The sequence below is a fragment of the Streptomyces sp. NPDC102451 genome, from assembly GCF_044765485.1.
Lineage (GTDB): Bacteria > Actinomycetota > Actinomycetes > Streptomycetales > Streptomycetaceae > Streptomyces.
In genome coordinates this window covers 382,145-403,623 of the sequence record NZ_JBIWKD010000002.1, presented here as the reverse complement: position 1 = coordinate 403,623, position 21,479 = coordinate 382,145, and the positions used below count along the sequence as shown (strand labels likewise).

Here is a 21,479-nt window from a genome sequence, read left to right as displayed (position 1 = left end):
ACGCCGGGACGGCACAATCGAGCAGCGACCGCGGTGGTCGCAGGAGGAAAGGTAAGAAGCAGTGGCCGACGAAGAGCAGTTGCCCCTGATCCCCGATCAACGGCGCGAGCTCCTGTTGAAGCATCTGCGGCGCGACGGGGTACTGAGCGTGCAGCAGATCACCCAGCTCTTCGGCGTCTCCCACATGACTGTCCGCCGCGACATCGCCGAACTGGAGCGTCAGGGGCTGGTGTTCTCCGTGCCCGGCGGGGCGCGGATCGCCAGCCATCTCCAGAGCGAGCCCAGCTTCCAGGCGAAGTCGCTGACGGAGCAGCCGGAGAAGCAGGCCATGGCCACGACCGCCGCCGGACTCGTACGCGAGGGGATGACGGTCTACCTGGACGCGGGTACGACGCTGCTGGCCATGGTGCCGTTGCTCGCCCGCCACGAGTCACTGACGGTCGTCACCAACGACTTCACGACCGTCGACCGGCTGATGGCCTCGTCGCACCTCGACGTCATACACATCGGCGGCCAGGTGGACCCCTCCAACCGGTCGAGCGTGGGCCGGCTCGCGGCCACCACGCTGCGCCAGCTCGCCCTCGACATCGCCTTCATCAGCACCAGCTCCTGGGATCTGCTGCGCGGGGTGACGACCCCTTCGGCGGCGAAGGTGGAGGTCAAACAGGCGGCGATGGAGTGCACGGGGTCGAGTGTGCTGGTCGCCGGGGCGTCGAAGTACGGGACGTTCGGCAAGTTCCGGGTGGCGCCGCTCAGTGCGTTCGACACGATCGTCACCGACGACTCGCTGGCGGAGGCCGCTGCCGAGGGCCTGCGGGCCGGCGGCGCCGACCTGCGGCTGGCAGCCGTCTGAGCGGACACCGGATGTGCCCCTGAGCAGCCGGGGACCGTAGTGGCTTCCACCGGGCCCGGGCGCCCTCAGCCGCCGTCCGGCCGGGCGCCCGGGCCCGGCTGCGGGGCCTTCTCCGTGGGCGGGTCCCCGGTGACCCGTGTCCCCGGATGCCGGAGGGCGCACAGATAGGCGACGCCGAGGGCGATGGCCATCCCGTAGAACACCCATTGGTTCGCCTCGGCGAAGTCCATCCTGACCGCGTTCATCGAGTCCCTCATCAGGGTGGCGACCGGACCTGAGCCGGTCGGCTCCTGTGCGTCCGGGTTGCCGGTGACGGCCTCCGCGACCGATCTGGCGGCGTCGTTCGCCGCGCCCGCCGGAACCCCCTTGGACGTGAGGGTCTCCACGACCCTGTCGGTGGTGACATGGGTGAGGACCGTCCCGAAGACGGCGATGCCGACGGCTGCCGCGTAATTGCGGACGGTCTGAGTGATGCCGGTGACCTCGCCGTACGAGGCGCCGATCGACCGGTTGACCGCGTCGGTGGACGCGGGGGCGAGGAGGAAGCCGATACCGGCGCCGGCGAGCGCGGCGTACGGCCACTGGTCGTGCATCGACAGGTCCGTCAGCTTGTTCGCCCACAGGGCGAACCCGACAGCGCCGAGCGCCGTTCCGAGCTTCATCGCCGGACGGGCTCCGCGCCGGTCCAGAATGCGGCCGCCCCACTGGGACGCGATCCCGAAGCCGATGAAGAAGTACAGCAGGTACAGGGCCGCCTGGTTGGGTGAGGCGCTCAGCGACACCTGTGCGTAGACGGAGGCGAAGAAGAACACCGGGACGAAGGCCAGCATCGAGAAGAAGAGGACGAGGCTGTCGACGGTGAACGCCCGGTCGCGGAAGACACGCAGCTTGATGAGTGGCTCCGCCACGCCGAGTTCGAAGCGGCAGAAGACCGCCAGGACGACGAGCCCGCCCACGATGCACGCCCAGGTGGCGACGCTGCTCCAGCCCCAGGCGGAAGCCTGCTGGAACCCGAGCACGCTCAGCCCCATGCCCACGGCGACCAGGACGGCACCGGGTACGTCGAGCTTCTCGCGGCGGCGGGTCTCCGGGATGTGGGCCAGGGCGGCGAGGACGAGGGCGATGACGGCGATCGGCACGTTCACCCAGAAGATCGCCCGCCAGGTCCAGGCCGTCAGCCAGCCGCCGAGCAGCGGTCCGACCGCGGTGAGAGCGCCCGACAGTCCGAAGAACAGCGCCAGTGCGCGCCCGCGCTTCCCCACAGGAAAGACGGCGATGACCACGGCGAGCGCGGCAGGGAACATCAGCGCAGCGCCGAGCCCCTGGGTGGCACGGAAGATGATCAGCCAGGGCTGCGCGAAATCGCCTTTCGGGACGCACCCGCACAGCACGGAGGAGACGACGAACACGAGCGTGCCGATCACCATCACCCGACGGTGGCCGAGGATGTCGGACAGCCGCCCGCCGAGCGCGAAGAAGGCGGCGAGCGCGAGCAGGTAGGCGTTGACGACCCACTGCATCCCGGAGGACGAGAGGCCCAGTTCGTGGATGATGCTGGGAGCGGCGATGGCGACGATCGTCTGGTCGATGAACGTCATCGACACGGCGAAGAGCATCGCCGCGAGGGCCAGCGTCTGGTGGGCGCCCCCTCCGGCAGGGGGGCCGGCCGGACCCGGGCCGGAGGCCGGAGGAGGGTCGTTGGGCATGGGACGAGTGTGAACCGGATGGGAACCGCGCGCACTCCAGGTCGCGCCCGCTGTACGGCGGATGGCTGATGGCCGGCGGTGGTGCCTCAGCTCCTCCGCAGGAGGAGGCCCGCCGCGACGAGTCCCGCCAGGCCCACGTCCGCGTCCGTGTACTCACCGCCGAGGAGGTGGTCCACGTACGCGTCCTGCTCCAGGGTGAACGGCTCGACGAACTCCTCAGCGTCAGGTGTGGGTTCGGCGACCTCGCGGCAGCCCCTGGCCAGCACGGCGTACCTCACGTTGGTCGCGTAGGACGCCAGGTACGTGCGCATGACGACCTCGGCCGTCCCCACCTGATATCCGGTCTCCTCCAGGAGCTCCCGTGCCGCCGCGTGCAGCACGTCCTCGCCGGGCTCGATCATGCCGCCGGGGAGCTCGGCCAGCACCTTGCCGGGGCCGGGGCGGTACTGGCGCACGAGAATGCCCCGGCCGTCCTCCGTGAACGCGACGAGGGCCACCGTCCTCGGGCCCTGGAGGATGTCCCAGTCCGATTCCTTGCCGTCGGGCTGGACATAGGTGCGGCACCGCACCGTCAGATAGCCGGCGGGCTCCGGGCGCTCGCTCTTCAGCGTCCACGTCACTGCGTCAGGGCTTTTCGTCACGAACCGGATCATGTCCAGCCCGGCGGGGGACAAACGGGCGGGGGTGCGGGCCGGTCAGAGCGGGGAGACGGCCGGGGCGGGTCCGTGTCCGGGGTGCGCGCGGTGCAGGGCCAGCATGGCCTGGTCGTCCTGCGGCCGGCCGCCGACATGGCGCCGCACGTCCAGGATCAGCGCGTCCAGGATCTGCCCCGGCGTGACGCGCCCACCGGAGAGCGCCCGCCTGCCGAGCACGAGCGGCATACGGGCGACGGGGTCGTAGAAGCGTCCTGCGATGTCGCGTGACTCGGTGACGCCGTCGGTGTAGCAGAGCAGGGTGGAGCCGGCCGGGAAGGGGAAGCTGTCGACCGGGGAGGACCAGACGCCCAGATCGCTCATCCCCAGCGGGGGTGACTCCTCGGACGCCTCGAGCAGGGTCGTGCGGCCCTCCGCGTCCAGGATCACCGGCGGCGGATGGCCCCGGTTGACCAGGCGCACGGTCTCCAGGTCCGAGGAGAACTCCGCGATGAGCGCCGTGGTGAAGCCCTCCTCCTGCTGCTGGCCCCCGCGCCTGCCGCCCTCGCGCAGCAGGGCCCGCTCCAGCCGGGCCACCAGCTGCGGAAGGTCCTCGGCCTCGTCGGCCGCGTACCGGAATGCGCCGAGGTCGGCACTGACGGCGCTGACCGCCCCGAGCCCCTTCCCCCGCACGTCACCGACCATGACCCGGATCCCGTACGGGGTGCTCTGCACCACGTACAGGTCCCCGCCGATCAGGGCCTCGCTCTCGGCGGGCACGTACCGCGCGTCGATGTGGAGGTCCCCCAGGCGGGACGGGGGTCTGGGCAGTACGGCCCGCTGGGCGACGGCCGCGACGTGCTGGGCGCGCCGGGCGCGGTCGTCCCCTCTGCGCAGCGTGCGGTGGATCAGGACGGCGAGCGCGGTGACGGCCGCCAGGGTGATCTGGTTGGCCACGCCCGCGCGCCAGCCGAAGGTTCCGTCGACCCGTGCGAGGAACGCGTGGACGACCATCGCCGTGATGCCGACGCCGATGATCCCGCGGACACCGCAGAGCGGTGCGGCGGCGACGGGCGCCGCCATGAGGAGCGGCGCCGACGTCACGTCGTGCGGCGTGACCAGGTCGACCACCACGGCCAGCACGATGAGGCCTACGGGGATCCACTGGGTTCTCGGCAACGGCGGCACTCCCCCACGCTGCCCGCAAGCACGGCCCTCCGCATCCCCGGCGGCGCGGTTCCGGCGTACATGGCGGGGCTTCTGACGGGCATGAGCACATATGTATGACACATGCGCCTGCTCGTACGGAGCAGCCGGTGCCTGACGGCAGGGGAACTCATGCGCCTTCGCAAGACATCTGTCGGGGTCGCGGTGGTGGCCGCGCTCTCCCTCGCCGCCTGCGACGGCGGCGGCAGCAGTGACGTCGGCGCGGCGGCGTCCGCGTCTGCGTCCACATCGACGGAGCCCTCCGCCGGTTCGGGAAGCCCGAGCGGCGACGGTGCCACGGACGGCAGCACGGACGGTTCCGGCGGCGGGGACAGTCAGGCGTCGGCCTCCGCCACCGCCTCCGTCAGCCCGTCCGGCTCCTCGTCCGGCGGTGTCTGCCGGACCGCGGACCTCTCCTTCAGCAGTTCCGGAGGCATGGCGGAGGGCGAGCTCCTGATCAACCTCCGGAACACCGGATCCGCGTCCTGCTCGATGCACGGGTTCCCCGGCCTGGACCTCAAGGGCAAGGACGGCACCGTGAGCGCCGCCCGTAACAGCGGCAGGTCGGCGCCGACGGTCACACTGACGCCCGGCGAGGCCACCAACTTCTCCCTCTACTTCCCGCCGAACAGCAGCGGAGGCTCCGGTGTCACGTTCACCTCGGCGCTCGTGACACCGCCGAACGAGACCCACTCGCACAGCATGTCCCTCTCCGTGAACGTCCCCGCGGGCGACGGCACTGCTTCCCGCATCACGGTGACGCCGGTCGGCTCGGGCAAGTAGGGATGACGACGTCTCAGGAGCGGCGGAGGGCCGGCTGCTAGGGTCGTGCGGACATCGTTCTCTCGGTGAGGAGACCGGACATGGTGGGAGACGACGACATCTCCGGGTGACACCCGGATGTGATCGCCCGTGGGCAGGTGCGCGACAGCGCCGCTGCCGCGAGGCGCCGTGTCGTGCCCGCCCCCTGCCCGCCCCGGGCGGAAGCCTGTCCGCCCGCATGCCCCACGAGGTCTTCTCCCATGTCCGACACTCCCGCAGCCCTGCTCGCACGCGACATCGTCCGCTCCTTCGGCACCGGGCGGGTGGTCGACGGCTTCTCCCTCACGGCGCCCCCAGGCCACCGCATCGGGCTGATCGGGGAGAACGGCGTCGGCAAGTCGACGCTGCTCCGCCTGCTCGCCGGGGCCGACGAACCGGACGCGGGGAGCATCACCCGCCCGGCCGATCTCGGCTTCCTGCACCAGGAGATGCCGTTCGCCGCCGCGGCGACGATCACCGACGTACTGGACGAGGCCCTGAGCGAGGTCCGCGACGCCCTCGCCGAACTCGAACGCCTCTCGGCGCAACTCGCCCACGCCGAGGAGGACTCCCCCGGTTACGCCGCGCTGCTCGACGCCTACGGCCGGCGGCTGGAGCGGGCCCAGGAGCAGGAGGCGTGGGACGCCGACCGCCGCGCCACGATGGTGCTGGAGGGTCTGGGCCTCGGCGGGATCCGGCGGGACCGCACGCTCGGCTCCCTGTCCGGCGGGCAGCGCGGGCGTCTGGCACTGGCTTCGCTGCTGGTCAGGAGGCCTTCGGCCCTGTTGCTGGACGAGCCGACCAACCACCTCGACGACAGCGCCGCCGCGTTCCTGGAGGAGCAGGTGTGCGGGCTGCCCGGTGCGGTCGTCGTGGCCAGCCATGACCGGGCCTTCCTCGACGCCGTGTGCACGGACCTGATCGACCTCGACCCGGCCGTGGACGGCCCGGTGCGGTACGGCGGCAACTACACCGCCTACCAGGCCGAGAAGCGTGCCGAACGCGAGCGCTGGGAGCGGCGCTACGCCGAGGAGCAGGAGGAACTGGACGTACTGCGCCGGTCGATCGGTACGACCACGCACCGCGTCGCCCCGGACCGTGGGCCCCGCGACAGCGAGAAGATGGGCTACGGCGTCCGGGCCAACCGGGTGCAGAGCCAGATCTCGCGCCGGGTGCGCAACGCCGCGCGCAGGCTGGACGAGCTGGAACGCGGCCGGGTCGCGGAGCCTCCGCAGCCGCTGCGGTTCCGCCGCACCGCGCTCGCCGGGCCGTCGGCGGACGGCGTGCTCGTCGCCCTGCGCGAGGTGCGGGTGCCGGGCCGCCTCACCCTCGACCGCCTCGATGTGTCCGCCACCGAGCGTCTGCTCGTGACGGGGGAGAACGGTGCGGGGAAGTCGACACTCCTGGCCGTACTCGCCGGGCGTCTCGCGGCGGACGGCGACGTACGGCACAAGGGCGGGCTCTCGGTGGGGCTGCTGGCCCAGGACACCGTGTTCCGCCGGCCGGACCGCACCGTCCGGGACACCTACGCACAGGCGCTCGGCGCCGCGCGCGCGGAGGCCGTGCCGCTGAGTGCGCTGGGGCTGATGAGCGAGGCGGACCTGGGCAAGCAGGTGGGGCGTCTCTCGGTCGGTCAGCGCCGTCGGCTCGCGCTGGCGCTCCTGGTGGCGCATCCGCCCGAGTTGCTGCTGCTCGACGAGCCCACGAACCATCTGTCGCCCCGGCTCTGCGACGAACTGGAGGCCGCCATGGGAGCGGGCCCCGGAGCGATCGTCCTGGCCGGTCACGACCGCTGGCTGCGGAGGCGCTGGCAGGGACGCGAGCTTCGCCTGTAGCCGTAAGCGGGAGGCCGCCCGAACAGACGTGGGCGGAGGCCGCCCGAACAGACGTGGGCGGAGGCCGCCCGAACAGACGCATCCTGGACATCGCGTCCGCATGATGAGACTCGCTTGCGGAGGCCCACGCCTGCGGAGTCTCATCGCGCCTGTGCAAACCGAACAGATATCCCCTGATCAACCGGCCTCCGACGACAAGGCGGCGAGGCGTGCCGTCACGGTGTTCCCCGTCCTCGTACTCGTGGCGGGCGTAGCCGGTCTCGTCACTCCCGGCACGTTCGACGGCTGGACGGAATCGGTTCCGTACCTGCTGGGGATCGTCATGTTCTGCATGGGGCTGACGATGACTCCGCTCGACTTCAGGGGCGTGGCGAGGCGCCCGTGGGCCGTGGCGATCGGCCTGGTCGCGCACTACGTGATCATGCCGGGGCTCGGCTGGGCCATCGCCCATCTGCTCGGGCTGCCGCCGCAGCTGGCGGCCGGGCTCATCCTGGTCGGCTGCGCGCCGAGCGGCACGGCGTCGAACGTCGTGACCTTCCTGGCCCGGGGCGACGTGGCGCTCTCGGTCTCCGTCGCCACCGTCTCCACCCTGGTCGCCCCTCTGGTGACGCCGCCGCTGACGCTGCTCCTGGCGGGTGCGTACCTGCCGGTGGACGCCGGTTCGATGATCACGGACATCCTCAAGACGGTGCTGCTCCCGGTCCTCGGCGGTCTGGTGGTGCGGCTGGTCGCGGGGAAGCTGGTCGACCGGGTACTGGGCCTCATGCCCTGGCTGTCCTCGCTGGCCATCGCCGCGATCGTCTGCGCCGTCGTCGCGGGCAGCGCCGGCGCGATCAAGTCGGCCGCCGTGACCGTGCTGATCGCCGTGGTGCTGCACAACGGCCTCGGGCTCGCGCTCGGCTACGGCGCGGGCAAGATCTCGGGGCTCGGCCGGCCCGCGAGCCGCGCCATGGCCTTCGAGGTCGGCATGCAGAACTCCGGGCTCGCCGCTTCCCTGGCGACCGCTCACTTCAGCCCGCTGGCCGCTCTGCCTGCCGCGGTGTTCTCCGTGTGGCACAACATCTCGGGCGCCCTGGTCGCCGCCTGGATGTCCCACCGGTCACGCCGCGACGAGGCGGCGGTGACCGCCGGGGCGGCACCGGCGGCCGCGACCGCCGGGGAATCCTGACCTGATTCCGGCTTCCGCCGGTTCCACCACGAGAGGCGTCCGTCCGGGGTTCCGGACGGACGCCTCTCGTGTTTCGCGGGGCTCACGCAGACCCGGCCGCCATGCTCCGCACCAGGCTCCTGGGCCGCAGGTCGGTCCAGTTCTGCTCGACGTAGTCGAGGCAGGCCTGGCGGGTGTCCTCCTGGTGGGCCACGGTCCAGCCACCGGGCACCTCGGCGAAGGCAGGCCACAGCGAGTGCTGTCCCTCGTCGTTGACGAGCACCAGATAGGTGCCGTTCTCGTCCTCGAAGGGGTTGGTCACCGGTACTCCTTTAAGTTAGGTAAGGCTACCTTCACTTGATCGGTGCCACCTTACCCAGATCGCTCCCGGTTGACGCTCCGGGTGCCCCGACCCGTCCCGTTTCTTCCTGAACGTCCGGCCGTAGGGGAGCGCGTACTCCGATCGGGCCGTCCCTCGCACGGAGGACCACGGCACGGTTCCCGTGGCTCTCAGGGACGACCCACGACCAACACGGAGAGGGATTCGTGGAACCCCCGCCCGCCCATACCGTCTTGATCAGGGACGGCGGCCGACCAACCGCCGGAACAACGGTTCCACGGACGGACAAGACAGTGAGCGGGTGGCACGGGTGACTCAGCAGGATCGGCCGAAGGACAAGGCGTTCGCTCCCGAGTATCAGGGGGCGCTCGGCTCGTTGTCGGTGAACTCCTCCCTCACCGAGGTGCTGGACAAGGGGATCGAGGAGCTGCGGGCAGCGGAACGTGCCGGGCAGCAGCGGGAGATGGCGCGCTGCGGGCTCGCCGTCGCGGAGGCGTACCGCCGGCTGGGCCGGGTGGCGGAGGCCGACGCCGCCTGGAAGTCGAGCTACCGTGCGGCGCGTTCGGCGGGGGATGTCGGAGCGATGGCCTGGGCGCTGTGGAGCGGTGGCACGCTCGCGCGCCAGCGGGGCTCGCTGGCACTGGCGTACCGGCTGCTCGGGCTCGCGGCCGAACTGGGCGAGCGAGGGGGCGACGTGGTGGTACGGGGCTACTCGCTCGCCGGACTCGCGGAGACCGGGCGCATCCAGGGCGACTACCAGGCCGTCGGCGAACTGCACGAACAGCTGCTCGCCGAGGCCCGCAGGCGCGGGGAGGCACGGCACACGGTGTGGGCGCTGGAGGGCATAGCCCAGATGCACCGGAACACCGGCTCGTACGACAAGGCGCTCGCCCTGTTCGAGGAGGCGGCCGAGACCGCGGGCGCGGCCGACGACCGGCGGGGCCGCGCCTGGGCGCTGCGCGGGATCGCGGACGTGGTGTCCGTGCGCGACGGCGATGTGGAGCGCGCGCTGGCGCTGCTCACCGAGGCCGAAGAGGCCTGCCGCGAGATGAAGTTGTCCAGCGCACTGGCGTACAACCACAAGATGCGCGGCAATGTGCACTACCGGGCCGGGCAGTACGCGCAGGCCCGCGACACGTACACGCGGGCGCTCGCCGAATTCGAGGAGATGAACGAGCCGCGGGGCACGGCCCTGTCCCGGCTGGGGCTCGCCAAGTCGCTGGCGCGGCTGGGGCGGAACCCGGCGGAGACGGCCGTCGAACTGGCGGAGCTCCACCGGACCCTGGACCGGATCGGTCTGCGGCACGCCCGGGACATGGTGGACAAGGCCGCGGCCGAGCTGGGGGTGGGCCCGCTGCCCGACGTGGGCCACCGTGTCGAGGAGGCGGCGACGCGATGACCTTCCCCACGACCGTCACCGTGAATGCCCGGGAAGCCGCGGGCTCCCCGCAGCCGGACGTCGCGGCCGGCGTCCCCCGCGTGCTCGCCCGCTGCCGCGATCTGGTGCGTCCCTCCCTGTCCGCCGCGATAGAGCGCCTCCACCCCTGGCCGGGCGAGATGGCCGCGTTCTCGCTCGGCTGGTGCGAGGTCGGCGGCGCGCCCGCCGACGGGTCCTTCGAGGGCAAGGGGCTGCGCCAGACCCTCGCCGTGCTGTGCGCCGAGGCGGTGGGGGCTCCCGGGGAGAGCGCCGTACCCGGGGCGGTGGCGGTCGAGCTGGTGCACACCTTCTCGCTGCTGCACGACGACATCATGGACGGGGACGGGACCCGGCGGCAGCGGGAGACCGTGTGGAAGGCGTACGGCACCGGGCCGGCCGTGCTCGCGGGTGACGCCCTCTTCGCCCTCGCCGTGCAGACCCTCGCCGAGACGCCGGGCCCGCACACGGCCGCGGCGGTGGCCCGGCTGTCCAGGACGCTGAGCGGTCTCGTACGCGGCCAGGCCGAGGACCTGCTCTTCGCTGCCCGGCCCTGGACGGGACCCGACGCCGTACGGACGGACGAGTACCGTTCGATGGCGGAGCTCAAGACCGGCACCCTGCTGGGCTGCGCGGCGGCGCTCGGCGGCCTGCTGGGCGGAGCGCCGGCCCGGACCGTCGCCGCCCTGGACCGGGCCGGACGCCACCTCGGGGTGGCCTTCCAGGCCGTCGACGACCTGCTCGGCATCTGGGGTGACCCGGCGGTGACGGGCAAGCCGGTGTACAGCGATCTGCGGCAGCGGAAGAAGACCTACCCCGTGCTCGCCGCCCTCGCCGGTGCGGGTCCCCGTTCCAGGGAACTCGCCGCGCTTCTGAACTCACCGCTCGCTCTCGACGACGCCGGAGCGGTCCGCGCGGCCGCACTCGTCGAGGCGTGCGGCGGCCGCGCCGCCACCCTGGAGGAGGCCCGCCGTCACCTGGACGCGGCCCGCGCCTGCTTGCGGAGCGTGCCCCTCGTCCCGCGCGCGGCGCGCGAGATCGAGGCGCTGCTCGGGTTCCTGCTGCACCGCAGGGTGTGACAGCGGCGGGGGCGTGAGGCGCGGATCACCGCACCGAGGGGCGCGGATGCGCGGCCCAGTACTCGGCGGCGGTGATGCCGAGCAGGACGACGTCGTGGTGGCCGCCGGCGAAGAACTCGTGCTGGCGGAGCCGTCCTTCCTCGACGAAGCCCAGCGCCCGGTAGAGGGCGAGGGAAGCATCGTTGAAGGCGTAGACCTCCACCTCGCACTTGTTGTGGCGCTGTTCGGCGAACATGTAGGTGAGGACGAGTTCGGTCGCCTCGGCCGCGTATCCCCTGCGGCGGTGATGGCGGCCGATCTCGATGCCGGTTCTGAACCGTCCGGCGCGGCTGTCGGTCTCCCCGACGGTCACCGACCCCGCGAAGGCCCGGTCGGCCAGCGCCTCGATGACCAGGCGGAACGCGTCGCCGCCGGGCGGCCGCCCGGCCCGCTCGGCGGTCCAGGTACGGAAACTCTCGGCGGAACGCGGGGGTTCGACCAGGTCGGCGTTGCGGACGTCGAGGGTGTCCCGGGCCAGGTCACGGAAGCCCTCCCAGTCGTCGGGCTCGACACCTCGCAGGCGTATCTTCTCGCCGGTCCACATGTCGCTCATGACGCCTGCCACTTCGGTGTCGGGTGCCGGCCCTGGAGGCCGTGCACACGGAGGTCGACACCCTAGAGCCTGCCGCCTGCCGGGCACTCGGTCGATCTCCCCAAGCCGCCACCACCGGGGAGTGAGCGGCGGGAGGTGGGACGCGGTCGGTACGATCCCCGGCGGAACAAGCACGCCGGACAACCGACGGGGGATCTCTCATGCAATGGCCGGCTCGTCAGGAATTCGACCGCTGGGCCGGACGGCAGCAGAACTGGGGTGCCGGCCTCATGGCGGTGTCGGCGGCCCTGTTCCTCTGGCTGGGCTATCTGCTGCTGATCCCGTTCAGCGTGGACGACTACCACGACGAAATCGCCTGCGAGGCACCGGTGTTCTACGACGGCGAAAGGACCCCGTACAGCGAGGGCGCGGGGAAGCTGTGCAGCGTCGAGCGTGACTGGCCGGAACTGCTCGGGATCGGGGCCCTGGCCGTTCCGCCCGCCGTCGCGGGTGCGGCGCTGTTCACGAGCGGGAGTGCGCGCAAGCGGGCGAGCGCCCATGTCTTCCGGATCCTGGAGATACAGGAGTCCGAGGAGCGCGCCCGGCGGAAGAAGGCGCGACCGGACCTCTGAGTGCGGTCCTCAGCCCAGAACGGCGGCGACGGCGATCAGTACCGGGACCGAGACTGCGGTGGACAGCAGGATGGACTCCCGGGCGATCTGTTCCGCCACGCGGTACTGCGAGGCGTACGTGTAGAGGTTCTGTGCCGCGGGCAGCGCCGAGATCACGACGACGTCGAGCAGCGCCGCACCGTGCAGATGGAAGACGCCCGCGCCCAGTGCCCAGGCGATGACGGGCTGGGCGGTCGTCTTGAGGGCGGCGGACAGGACGATGGCGGGCCGGTTCTCCCCCCGGGCGGGCATGCCGCTGCCGCGCAGGGAGATGCCGAAGGCCAGCAGGACCGCGGGGACGGACATGTTGCCGATGAGGGTGAGCGGTTCGAGGGCCGGTGAGGGTACGGACCATCCGGTGGCGGCCACCGCGACGCCCGACAGCGAGCCGACGGCCATCGGATTGCGGAGCGGTGAGGTCAGGCGCTGCCACAGCGAGCGGGGTGCGCCGGGCCTGCTCAGGTCGAGGACAGTCAGCGCCAGCGGGGTGACGGCGATCTGCTGGAAGAGCAGGACGGGGGCGACGAGGGAGGCGTCTCCCAGTACGTAGACGGCGATCGGGATCCCGAGGTTTCCGGCGTTGACATAGCTGGAGCACAGGGCGCCGATGGTGATCGGTCCCGTGCCCCAGCCTCGTAGGAGTCCTACGGTGATGAAGAGGGCTGCCGCGGAGAGCGTCGCGGCCGCCGTGACGAGGAGCCGCTGGGAGAAGATGACCGACAGGTCCGCGCCCGCCAGGGTGGTGAAGAGCAGTGCGGGGGTCGCCACGTTGAAGGCGAGCCTGGTCAGGACCGTCCGGCCGTCCTCCCCCAGGTGCCCGCGGCGTCCGAGGACGTAGCCGGTGCCTATGACGACGGCGATCACCGCGAACCCGGTAAGAACTCCCTGCATGACGTCCTTGCTGATGAATCGTGTGCGGCCGGCCTGCGGGCTGGTGGGCGCCCGGTGCCGACGGCCCGGCCCCTCGGCGCCGGGCGTTGACCACGACGTAGCCTACGGTCACCGCCGAGCGGCCCTTCCGCCGCCCGTGGGATGAGGACCGGCCCCTCAGGACCCGTTCCCCGGGGCGAGGTGCTCAGCGCGGCGCACCGGCGGTCGCGAAGCGGGACGGCGGTGTGCCGAAGGCCCGGGTGAACGCGGCCGTGAACGCGGCGGGTGAGGCATAGCCGAGGCGCGCGCCGACCGCGCTGACCGACGCGGTGCGCAGGAGCGGTACGGCCGCGAGCAGCCGGGCACGGGCCCGCCAGACGGCCGGGCTGTCGCCGGTCGCCGTACGGAAACGCCGGGTGAAGGCCCGTTCGCTCATGTGCGCCGCGGCGGCCCAGTCGGCGTTGGTGACGCCGGCGTCCGGGGCCGCGAGGTACGCGCGGCAGAGCCTCGCGAGCTCGGCGGAGGCGGGGATCGCCACGTGGAACGGTAGCGGGGCGCGCTCGGAGATCTCGTGCAGAAGGAGATCGGCGATGCTCCCCGCACGCCCGGAAAGGCTGTAGTCGGGCTCGAACTCCACGGCGGCGAGGAGCAGTTCACGCAGCAGCGGCGGGACGTCGACCACCGTGCAGACGGCGGGCCACCAGGGGACGGCCGCCGGTTCGACGTACAGGCTTCGGGTGCTCACCCCCAGCATGCGGACGCGGTGGCGGGTGGTGGACGGAATGAGTACGGCGCGCTCGGGCGGCACGGTCCAGGTCCCGTCGGCGGTGTCCACGACCATGACGCCGGTGGCTCCGTAGAGGAACTGCGCGCGCCGGTGGGCGTGCCAGTCCAGCACGTGACCGGGCGGGTAGTCGGTGCCGATCGGCAGGACGGCCCGGTCGACGTGGTCGACATCGGCCAGGGGGACGTTCTTCACCGCTCCAGCGTAGTGGCCGGGACGCGAAGGAAGTGTGCCGACCATCGCATGCGGGACACCCGCCGGAGCTGGTGGAGTGAGGCGCATGGACATGGTGATGCTGGCAGGGGTCGGGCTCCTCACCGGGATGACGACGGTGCTGTTCGGGTTCGGCGGTGGCTTCGTCGCGGTGCCGGTCGTGGTGTGGGCCGACGCCGCGCTCGGCGGGGACGCGATGCGGGTGGCGACGGCCACCTCGGCCCTGGTGATGGTGGTGAACGCGGGATTCGCCACGGCGGTCACCCCGCGGCGGGTCCTCGCCGAGCTGCGGGGCAGCCGCCCGCTGCTGGTCCTCCTGGCGGCGGGCGCCTCGGCGGGCGCGCTCGCCACGCGCCTCGCACCGGCCGGTCCGGTGCGCTGGGCGTTCATTGCGTACGTCGCCCTCACCATTGCCGATCTGCTGCTGCGCCCCGGCTTCCTGCGCCCGGCCGTCCGCAGCGGTCCGGGCGAGGAGGCTCCCCGGCCGCTGCCGGCGCTCCTCGGCGCACCGGTCGGTGCCGTGGCCGCGTTCCTCGGGGTCGGGGGCAGCGTGATGACGGTCCCGGCGATGCGGCGGGCCGGTCACCCCATGCGGGTGGCGACCGCGCTGGCCAATCCCCTCACCCTCGCCATCGCGCCTCCGGCCACCGCGGTGTCCCTGGTGACCGCCGCCGTCCCTGCCGCCACCGACGCACAGGTGCACCTGCTGGGACTGATCGACCTCCGGGCCGCCTCCGCGCTGCTCCTCGGAGCTCTGCCGGTGATCGCGGTGCTGCGCCGCCGCCCGCCGCGGATCCCCGACCGCGCCCACGCGTGGGGCTACATCGGGCTGCTCACGGCTGTGACCGCGGCGATGCTGTGCGCGGCCTAGGACCCCTCGCCCGACCGCGCCTCGGGCCCCTCCGTGCTCTCGCGCAGGACGAGACGGTGCGCCACCACGCGGTCCTGAGGTGACTGGACGCCGTGGTCTCCGGAATCGGCCGCCTGCGAAGTCTGCGCGGCCTCCTCGATGCGGTGGTGCAGGAGCTGGACGGCGACCCTGGCCACCGCGGCCTTGTCGGGTGCCACGGTGCTCAGTGTCGGCACGCTGAACCGGCCGCCCTCCACATCGTCGAACCCGATCACCGCGACGTCCTCGGGCACCCTGAGGCCGCGTTCGTGGAGCGCGCGCAACGCGCCCAGCGCCAGCTGGTCGTTGAGGCACAGCAGCCCGTCCGGACGCAGGCCCGCGTCCAGGGCCCTCGTCACCGCCCGGGCTCCGTCCGGCATCCTGAAGTCACCCACCGGCAGCAGCGCGTCCGGGTGGTGGGTGAGGCCCGCCTCGGCCAGGGCCGCGAGGTAGCCGCGCGTACGGGCCTCCGCCGTCCCGAGGCCGGGGGCCTCGTGCCCGCCGACCGCGAGGATGTTCCGGCGGCCGAGGGCGATCAGATGCTCGGTGGCTTGGCGTGCGGCCTTCTCGTTGTCGATGGCCACATGGTCGGCCCCTTCCTCCAGCAGCTCGCCCAGCAGCACCGTCGGAGGTACACCGGCCCGCTGGCGGAGGTCGTCCGCTGTGAGGGCGAGCGGGCTGAGGATGATCCCGTCGACGAAGTCGGAGCCGAAGCCGGCGAGGGCGGCCAGTTCGTGCTCGCGGTCCGCCCCGCTCTGGTGGATGAGCACCGTGAGGGAGAGCTGCTCCGCCTCGCGGATCACATGCCGGGCGAGCTCCGCGAAGTACGGGACGTCCAGCTCGGGAACGACCAGCGCGATGATGCCCGTACGGCCCTTCCGCAGATGACGTCCGGCCAGGTTCACCCGGTACCCGAGGTCTTCGATGGCCTCGCGGACCACGCGCCGGGTCCGCTCGGAGACATGGACGTAATCGTTGATCACGTTGGAGACGGTCTTCTCCGACACCCCGGCGTGCCGTGCGACGTCCTTGATCCTGGGCCGTGCCACGGCCGACCTCCCTGCCCTCGTGCGCTGCCGAGTCTATGTCCCGGCCCTCCGGGGGTCTGCGGGGGCTTCCGGACTCACGCGGGGTGCGCCGCCGAAGGTCTCGAACACCCGTACCGTCCGAACTCTTTACAGCCAATGTACATCGATGTAAAAACATGTGACCGCACCGTTTCAGCCAGTGCGGCCACCCACCTGCCGTGTGCGGTGGACCGTCCACACCGGGCGGTCCCCCGCCGATCCGGCATGAGCGTCCGGCCGTCGAAAGGTCCGTGATGAGTTCTTCGTCCCCCGCCCATGAGGCGTCGGCCACGCCCGGCTCCGGCCCGGCACCCGGGATCGGCCGCCGCCGGTTCCTGCGTTACGGAACGGCCGGGGCGGGCGCGCTGCTCGCCATGGGCCCCCTGGCCGGCTGCTCCTCCCTGGCCTCCGCGTCCGGCGCCTCGGCACTCAGCGTCTGGGACCTGTTCCAGGGCGGTGACGGCATGCTGATGGACGACATGATCAAGGCCGTCTCCGAGGGTCCCGACGGCTTCGAGGTCGACCGTACGATCCTCGACTGGGGGCCCTCGTACTACACCAAGCTCGCCATGTCGGCCGCGGGCGGGCGCGCCTCCGACGTGGCGGTCCTGCACCTGTCGCGGCTGGCCGGCTACGCGCCCGGCGGACTGCTGGACCCCTTCGACCTGGACCTGCTCGCCGAGTTCGGTGTGACCGAGAAGGACTTCACACCGGCCGTCTGGGCGCGTACGAAGCATCAAGGGACCGTCTACGCGATCCCCCTGGACGTCCACCCGTTCATCGTCTTCTACGACCGCGATGCCGCCGCGAAGGCGGGGCTCCTCGACCCGAAGGGCGAACTCGCCCCGATGGGGTCGCCGAAGGCGCTCCTGGAGGCGGGCAAGGCCCTGGCCGATGTGACGGGGAAGTCCGGCATCCTCTTCGGCCACGTCACCGACACCGCCCAGAGTTGGCGGCAGTTCGCCGCGCTCTACGCGCAGACCGGTGCCGCGTTCACGCTGCCGGACGGGGGTCCGGCCGAGATCGACACCGACGCGGCGGTCCGGGTCGTGTCGTTCATGCAGCAGCTCTTCGACGGCCGCACCAATCCCAACAACCTCGACTACAACAGCGCGTTGGCCGGATTCATGGGCGGCCGGGGCGGGATGGCCATGCTCGGCGAATGGGAGCTGCCGACGCTCCAGAAGTCCGGCATCAAGCTGGGAGCGGCCCCCTTCCCCCAGGTGTTCGACCGCCCCGCCGTCTACACCGACTCCCACAGCTTCGTCCTGCCGCACCAGGACAGCCCCGACCCGGCACGCCGCCGGGAGGCGCACCGCTACGTCGCGCAGATCCTCAAGCAGAGCCTGACGTGGGCGAGCGCCGGGCACATCCCCGCCTATCAGCCCGTCCTCGCCGAGCCGGCGTACGCGGAACTGAAGCCGCAGGCCTCGTACGCCGACGCCGGGAAGGTGGCGGTCCTCGATCCGCCGAATTGGTTCGCCGGTGCCGCGTCGAACTTCCAGAACCGCATGTGCCAGCCGCTCCAGTCGGCGCTGCTGGGCAACACCTCCGCCGAGAAGGCCGTACGGCAGATGGTCCGTGAGGCGAACACGCTGCTGCGGCAGCCCAACCCGGTGGCCTGACCGAGCAGAAGGAGTTTCCGACGTGACCACCACCACGCCCATCGGCGCCCCCGCGCCCACCGGCGAGCCACCGTTCACCGCCGCTCCCCCACGCCGCTCCCGCCGACGCGGTCCGGGACCGCTCTTCGTGCTGCCCTTCGCCGTCCCCTTCGTGCTCTTCCTCGTGTGGCCGGTGGTGCAGGGCCTCTGGATGAGCCTCACCGACAGCTCCCTCGCGCTGCGCGACACGGCGTTCGTCGGGTTCGACAACTACGCGGAGGCGTTCGGCGACCCCGACGTCTGGAGCAGCCTCGGCAACACCGTCTTCTTCACCGCCGTCTCCAGCGTCCCGCTGGTGCTGGTCGCGCTGGCCATGGCGCTGCTGGTGCACAGCGGACTGGCCGGCCAGTGGGTGTGGCGGCTGTCCTTCTTCGTGCCGTACCTGCTGCCGGTGACCGTCGTGACCCTGATCTGGACCTGGCTGTACCAGCCGGACGTGGGCCTCGGCAACGAACTGCTCGGGGCGCTCGGCCTCGAACCCGTCGGCTGGCTGTCCGACGAGTCCGTCGCGATGTGGTCGGTGGCCGCGCTCACCGTGTGGTGGACGGTCGGCTTCAACTTCCTGCTCTACCTCGCCGCGCTGCAGTCCCTGCCGACGACGTACGACGAGGCCGCCGCACTCGACGGCGCCGGCGCCTGGCGCCGTCTGTGGTCCGTCACCCTCCCGCAGCTGCGCAGGACCACCGTCCTGGTCGCCATGCTCCAGATCCTCGCGTCGCTGAAGGTGTTCGACCAGATCTACATCCTCACCAAGGGCGGCCCCAACGGCTCGACCCGCCCCCTCCTCGAGTACGTCTACGACGTCGGGTTCACCGGCTACCGGCTGGGCTACGCCTCCGCGGTCTCCTACGTCTTCTTCGCGCTCGTCATCGTCGTCTCGCTCGCGCAGCTCCGTCTCTTCCGCCAGGAGGACTGACCGATGTCCACCACCGCAACCCCCGTGCGGACCCGGCGCCGCCCGCCCAGGGACTCGGCCGGATCGCCCCTGCTCCTCGGCCACGGCCGTCTTCCCCGCATCCTGGCCGGTACCGCGCTCACCGTGCTGGCGGCCGTCTGGCTGGTGCCGTTCCTCTGGGCGGTGGCCACCTCCCTCCAGAGTGAGCAGGACGTCGCCAAGCCCGGCCTGTCACCGTTCAAGGGTGCCTTCACCCTGTCTGCATACGAGCAGATCCTCGAACGCGGGAACGTGCTGCTCTGGGCAGCCAACAGCTTCCTGGTGGCCGGGCTGGTCACGCTGATCACGGTCGTGATCTCCACGCTGGCGGCCTACGGCTTCTCCCGCGGGACCTTCCGTGGCCGTCGTGTCCTGATGGCCGTGACCGTGGCGGCCGTGATGGTCCCGCCGCAGCTGCTCGTCGTGCCGCTGTTCGAACAGATGCTGACGTTCAACCTGGTGGACACCTATGCCGCGGTGATCCTGCCGCAGGTCGTGGCACCCATGATGGTGTTCATCCTGAAGCGGTTCTTCGACGGCATACCCGGAGAGCTGGAGGACGCGGCCCGGCTCGACGGCGCGTCGGAGGTACGTGTCTTCCTGTCGGTGGTGCTGCCGCTGTCCAGGCCGATCGTGGCCGCCGTCTCGATCTTCGTGTTCATCGGCGCGTGGAACAACTTCCTGTGGCCGTTCATCGTCACCAACGACCCCGGCCTGATGACGCTGCCGGTGGGCCTGGCCACCGTCAAGGACGCCTTCGGCATCCAGTACGCCCAGGCCATGGCGTCGGCGCTGCTGGCGGCGCTGCCGCTGGTCGTGGTGTTCCTGCTCTTCCAGCGCCGCATCGTCAGTTCGGTGGCCACCACCGGGCTCGGCGGATCCTGATCCGCCCACCAACCTTCCACCCCGTACGACCCGGGCCGGCCGTCCGTCGCCGGCCCGACGACCCACTGGAGCACGCGTGTCCTCTCACTCCGTACCCCGCCCGGAGTACCCGCGACCGCAGTTCGTCCGTCGCGACTGGCTCAACCTGAACGGCCCCTGGCAGTTCGAGACCGACCGGGGGGACAGCGGCCTCGAACGCGGTCTCCTCACCCGTGAGCTGGGCGGGGAGATCCTCGTCCCCTTCCCGCCCGAGTCCGAGCTGTCCGGGATCGGCGACACCGACTTCCTGGAGGCCGTCTGGTACCGGCGGGTCCTGTCGCTGCCCGCCGACTGGGCGGGACGCCGGGTCCTGCTGCACTTCGGGGCCGTCGACCACGACACCACCGTCTGGGCGGACGGCGTCGAGGTGGCCCGCCACCGCGGTGGCTTCACCCCGTTCTCCGCGGACCTGGGCGACATCGCGGGCTCCGGACAGGACGTGGTCATCACCGTCCGGGCCCGCGATCCCCGCTCGGGCCCGCAGGCCCGCGGCAAGCAGGCGATCAAGTACGCCAACCACGACTGCAACTACACGCGGGTCACCGGCATCTGGCAGACCGTGTGGCTGGAGCCCGTCCACGAGGTGCACCTGAGGCGCCCCCGGATCACCCCGGACCTCGCCGGTTCCGCCTTCCACCTGGAACTCCCGCTCTCCGGCAGCCTGCCGGGCCACCGGGTGCGCGCCGTCCTGAGCGACGCGGACGGGGAGGTGTCCCGGGCCGAGGCGCGGGCCGACCTCGACCTCGCACCCCGCCTGCACCTCCCGGTGCCCGAGGACCGGCGGCGGGAGTGGGGTCCGGACGACCCGCACCTGTACGGCCTCCGGCTCGAACTCACCGACGCGCAGGGCGTGGTGGTCGACTCGGTGGAGAGCTACGCCGGGCTGCGGGCCGTCGGGCTGCGGGGCAAGGCGGTCACCCTCAACGGCCGCCCGGTCTTCCAGCGGCTCGTGCTCGACCAGGGCTGGTACCCGGACGGCCTGATGACCGCGCCCACCGACGAGGCGCTGGTCCGCGACATCGAGCTGGCGATGGAGGCCGGCTTCAACGGGGCCCGCCTGCACCAGAAGGTCTTCGAGGAGCGCTTCCTGTACCACGCGGACCGGCTCGGCTATCTGGTCTGGGGCGAGTTCGGCGACTGGGGCTGCGAGACCGGTGGTTCGTCGGGGAACAACCAGCAGCCCGACGCCTCCTTCGTCGCCCAGTGGCTGGAGGCCGTGGAGCGCGACTACTCCCACCCCTCGATCGTCGGCTGGTGCCCGCTCAACGAGACGTACCAGAAGCTGCACGACCGCATCACGGTGCTCGACGACGTGACGCGGGCCATGTTCCTGGCCACCAAGGCCCTGGACGCGACCCGTCCCGTGATCGACGCGTCCGGCTACGCGCACCGGGTCCTGGAGACGGACATCTACGACTCGCACAGCTACGAGCAGGACCCGGAGGTCTTCCGGAAGCTGATGTCCGGCCTGGAGAGGGGCGAGCCGTTCGTCAACGCCTACGAGAACGGGGCGGCCTACTCCCAGCCCTACCGGGGGCAGCCGTACTTCGTCAGTGAGTTCGGCGGGATCTGGTGGAACCCGGAGGCCGCCGCCGATCTGTCCGGCGAGGACCGCACCGTCTCCTGGGGTTACGGCGAGCGGGTGCGCAACGAGGACGAGTTCCACGCGCGCTTCAGCGGTCTCACCGGTGTGCTGCTGCAGGACCCCGCGATGTTCGGCTACTGCTACACGCAGCTGACCGATGTCTTCCAGGAGGAGAACGGGATCTACCGCTTCGACCGCACCACGAAGCTCGACGTGGAACGCATCCGCGCCGCCCAGTCACGCCCGGCCGCCATCGAGGAGCAGGATGGCCGCTGACACACGGCACTCGGGCCC

At 71.7% G+C, this 21,479-nt stretch carries 20 protein-coding genes; 12 read left to right on the top strand and 8 right to left on the bottom strand.

Going from position 1 to position 21,479, the window contains the following annotated elements:
- The first annotated feature begins 61 nt into the window (after window positions 1-61).
- Entirely contained in the window at window positions 62-853 is a 792-nt protein-coding gene (locus tag ACIRD8_RS05325) for a DeoR/GlpR family DNA-binding transcription regulator (protein WP_403986353.1), read from the top strand.
- Between the two features lie 65 nt (window positions 854-918).
- On the opposite strand, the gene ACIRD8_RS05320 is transcribed toward ACIRD8_RS05325, so the two are convergent.
- From ACIRD8_RS05320 to ACIRD8_RS05310, 3 genes are all read right to left on the bottom strand, one after another.
- Window positions 919-2,559, bottom strand: a complete 1,641-nt coding sequence (locus ACIRD8_RS05320; RefSeq protein ID WP_403986350.1) for an MFS transporter — start codon at window positions 2,557-2,559, stop codon at window positions 919-921.
- Window positions 2,560-2,645: 86 nt separating this feature from the next.
- Window positions 2,646-3,200, bottom strand: coding sequence for an NUDIX hydrolase (locus tag ACIRD8_RS05315; RefSeq protein WP_403986347.1), 555 nt, complete (start codon window positions 3,198-3,200; stop codon window positions 2,646-2,648).
- Window positions 3,201-3,254: 54 nt separating this feature from the next.
- Window positions 3,255-4,370 (bottom strand): PP2C family protein-serine/threonine phosphatase, encoded by a 1,116-nt coding sequence (locus tag ACIRD8_RS05310; protein ID WP_403986344.1) that lies wholly within the window; start codon window positions 4,368-4,370, stop codon window positions 3,255-3,257.
- Window positions 4,371-4,529: 159 nt separating this feature from the next.
- On the opposite strand from ACIRD8_RS05310, the gene ACIRD8_RS05305 reads away from it, so the two are divergent.
- The 3 genes from ACIRD8_RS05305 to ACIRD8_RS05295 all read left to right on the top strand — a co-directional run bounded on the left by ACIRD8_RS05305 (window position 4,530) and on the right by ACIRD8_RS05295 (window position 8,201).
- A complete protein-coding gene (locus ACIRD8_RS05305) occupies window positions 4,530-5,180 on the top strand; it encodes a DUF4232 domain-containing protein (RefSeq protein ID WP_403986341.1) in 651 nt (216 codons plus the stop codon).
- Window positions 5,181-5,419: 239 nt separating this feature from the next.
- Window positions 5,420-7,033, top strand: a complete 1,614-nt coding sequence (locus ACIRD8_RS05300) for an ABC-F family ATP-binding cassette domain-containing protein (RefSeq protein WP_403986338.1) — start codon at window positions 5,420-5,422, stop codon at window positions 7,031-7,033.
- Between the two features lie 100 nt (window positions 7,034-7,133).
- Window positions 7,134-8,201, top strand: a complete 1,068-nt coding sequence (locus ACIRD8_RS05295) for a bile acid:sodium symporter family protein (RefSeq protein ID WP_403986335.1) — start codon at window positions 7,134-7,136, stop codon at window positions 8,199-8,201.
- Between the two features lie 82 nt (window positions 8,202-8,283).
- On the opposite strand, the gene ACIRD8_RS05290 is transcribed toward ACIRD8_RS05295, so the two are convergent.
- The gene (locus ACIRD8_RS05290) at window positions 8,284-8,502 is read right to left on the bottom strand and encodes an MbtH family protein (RefSeq protein ID WP_099171808.1); all 219 of its coding nucleotides are present in this window, start codon (window positions 8,500-8,502) and stop codon (window positions 8,284-8,286) included.
- Window positions 8,503-8,830: 328 nt separating this feature from the next.
- On the opposite strand from ACIRD8_RS05290, the gene ACIRD8_RS05285 reads away from it, so the two are divergent.
- Both ACIRD8_RS05285 and ACIRD8_RS05280 read left to right on the top strand, forming a co-directional pair.
- Complete coding sequence (locus ACIRD8_RS05285; protein WP_403986332.1) at window positions 8,831-9,919, top strand: tetratricopeptide repeat protein; 1,089 nt, start codon at window positions 8,831-8,833, stop codon at window positions 9,917-9,919.
- Entirely contained in the window at window positions 9,916-11,013 is a 1,098-nt protein-coding gene (locus ACIRD8_RS05280) for a polyprenyl synthetase family protein (RefSeq protein ID WP_403986329.1), read from the top strand. The genes ACIRD8_RS05285 and ACIRD8_RS05280 overlap by 4 nt, the downstream gene beginning before the upstream one ends.
- Window positions 11,014-11,038: 25 nt before the next feature.
- Here the strand turns inward: ACIRD8_RS05280 and ACIRD8_RS05275 are convergent, their stop codons facing one another.
- Window positions 11,039-11,605, bottom strand: coding sequence for a GNAT family N-acetyltransferase (locus ACIRD8_RS05275; RefSeq protein WP_403986326.1), 567 nt, complete (start codon window positions 11,603-11,605; stop codon window positions 11,039-11,041).
- A gap of 200 nt (window positions 11,606-11,805) precedes the next feature.
- On the opposite strand from ACIRD8_RS05275, the gene ACIRD8_RS05270 reads away from it, so the two are divergent.
- Window positions 11,806-12,216, top strand: a complete 411-nt coding sequence (locus ACIRD8_RS05270) for a hypothetical protein (protein WP_403986323.1) — start codon at window positions 11,806-11,808, stop codon at window positions 12,214-12,216.
- Between the two features lie 9 nt (window positions 12,217-12,225).
- Here the strand turns inward: ACIRD8_RS05270 and ACIRD8_RS05265 are convergent, their stop codons facing one another.
- Window positions 12,226-13,146, bottom strand: a complete 921-nt coding sequence (locus ACIRD8_RS05265) for an AEC family transporter (RefSeq protein ID WP_403986320.1) — start codon at window positions 13,144-13,146, stop codon at window positions 12,226-12,228.
- 184 nt (window positions 13,147-13,330) lie between these two features.
- On the bottom strand, window positions 13,331-14,104 hold the full coding sequence (locus ACIRD8_RS05260) for an AraC family transcriptional regulator (protein WP_403986317.1): 774 nt from the start codon (window positions 14,102-14,104) through the stop codon (window positions 13,331-13,333).
- An 85-nt stretch (window positions 14,105-14,189) separates the two neighbouring features.
- On the opposite strand from ACIRD8_RS05260, the gene ACIRD8_RS05255 reads away from it, so the two are divergent.
- Entirely contained in the window at window positions 14,190-14,993 is an 804-nt protein-coding gene (locus ACIRD8_RS05255) for a sulfite exporter TauE/SafE family protein (RefSeq protein ID WP_403986314.1), read from the top strand.
- Here ACIRD8_RS05255 and ACIRD8_RS05250 read toward each other — a convergent pair.
- The gene (locus ACIRD8_RS05250) at window positions 14,990-16,060 is read right to left on the bottom strand and encodes a LacI family DNA-binding transcriptional regulator (protein ID WP_403986311.1); all 1,071 of its coding nucleotides are present in this window, start codon (window positions 16,058-16,060) and stop codon (window positions 14,990-14,992) included. The genes ACIRD8_RS05255 and ACIRD8_RS05250 overlap by 4 nt on opposite strands.
- Before the next feature lie 272 nt (window positions 16,061-16,332).
- On the opposite strand from ACIRD8_RS05250, the gene ACIRD8_RS05245 reads away from it, so the two are divergent.
- The 4 genes from ACIRD8_RS05245 (at window position 16,333) to ACIRD8_RS05230 (ending at window position 21,461) form a co-directional block, all read left to right on the top strand.
- A complete protein-coding gene (locus ACIRD8_RS05245; protein ID WP_403986309.1) occupies window positions 16,333-17,703 on the top strand; it encodes an extracellular solute-binding protein in 1,371 nt (456 codons plus the stop codon).
- A gap of 22 nt (window positions 17,704-17,725) precedes the next feature.
- Entirely contained in the window at window positions 17,726-18,658 is a 933-nt protein-coding gene (locus ACIRD8_RS05240; RefSeq protein WP_403986306.1) for a carbohydrate ABC transporter permease, read from the top strand.
- Between the two features lie 3 nt (window positions 18,659-18,661).
- A complete protein-coding gene (locus ACIRD8_RS05235) occupies window positions 18,662-19,561 on the top strand; it encodes a carbohydrate ABC transporter permease (protein ID WP_403986303.1) in 900 nt (299 codons plus the stop codon).
- 76 nt (window positions 19,562-19,637) lie between these two features.
- Window positions 19,638-21,461, top strand: a complete 1,824-nt coding sequence (locus ACIRD8_RS05230) for a glycoside hydrolase family 2 protein (protein WP_403986300.1) — start codon at window positions 19,638-19,640, stop codon at window positions 21,459-21,461.
- Window positions 21,462-21,479: the final 18 nt, after the last annotated feature.

Coding starts and splice junctions, on each gene's coding strand:
- ACIRD8_RS05320 (WP_403986350.1), bottom strand. CDS start 2,559: ATGCCCAACGACCCTCCTCCGGCCTCCGGCCCGGGTCCGGCCGGCCCC.
- ACIRD8_RS05305 (WP_403986341.1), top strand. CDS start 4,530: ATGCGCCTTCGCAAGACATCTGTCGGGGTCGCGGTGGTGGCCGCGCTC.
- ACIRD8_RS05300 (WP_403986338.1), top strand. CDS start 5,420: ATGTCCGACACTCCCGCAGCCCTGCTCGCACGCGACATCGTCCGCTCC.
- ACIRD8_RS05295 (WP_403986335.1), top strand. CDS start 7,134: ATGATGAGACTCGCTTGCGGAGGCCCACGCCTGCGGAGTCTCATCGCG.
- ACIRD8_RS05280 (WP_403986329.1), top strand. CDS start 9,916: ATGACCTTCCCCACGACCGTCACCGTGAATGCCCGGGAAGCCGCGGGC.
- ACIRD8_RS05275 (WP_403986326.1), bottom strand. CDS start 11,605: ATGAGCGACATGTGGACCGGCGAGAAGATACGCCTGCGAGGTGTCGAG.
- ACIRD8_RS05270 (WP_403986323.1), top strand. CDS start 11,806: ATGCAATGGCCGGCTCGTCAGGAATTCGACCGCTGGGCCGGACGGCAG.
- ACIRD8_RS05265 (WP_403986320.1), bottom strand. CDS start 13,146: ATGCAGGGAGTTCTTACCGGGTTCGCGGTGATCGCCGTCGTCATAGGC.
- ACIRD8_RS05255 (WP_403986314.1), top strand. CDS start 14,190: ATGGACATGGTGATGCTGGCAGGGGTCGGGCTCCTCACCGGGATGACG.
- ACIRD8_RS05245 (WP_403986309.1), top strand. CDS start 16,333: ATGAGTTCTTCGTCCCCCGCCCATGAGGCGTCGGCCACGCCCGGCTCC.
- ACIRD8_RS05235 (WP_403986303.1), top strand. CDS start 18,662: ATGTCCACCACCGCAACCCCCGTGCGGACCCGGCGCCGCCCGCCCAGG.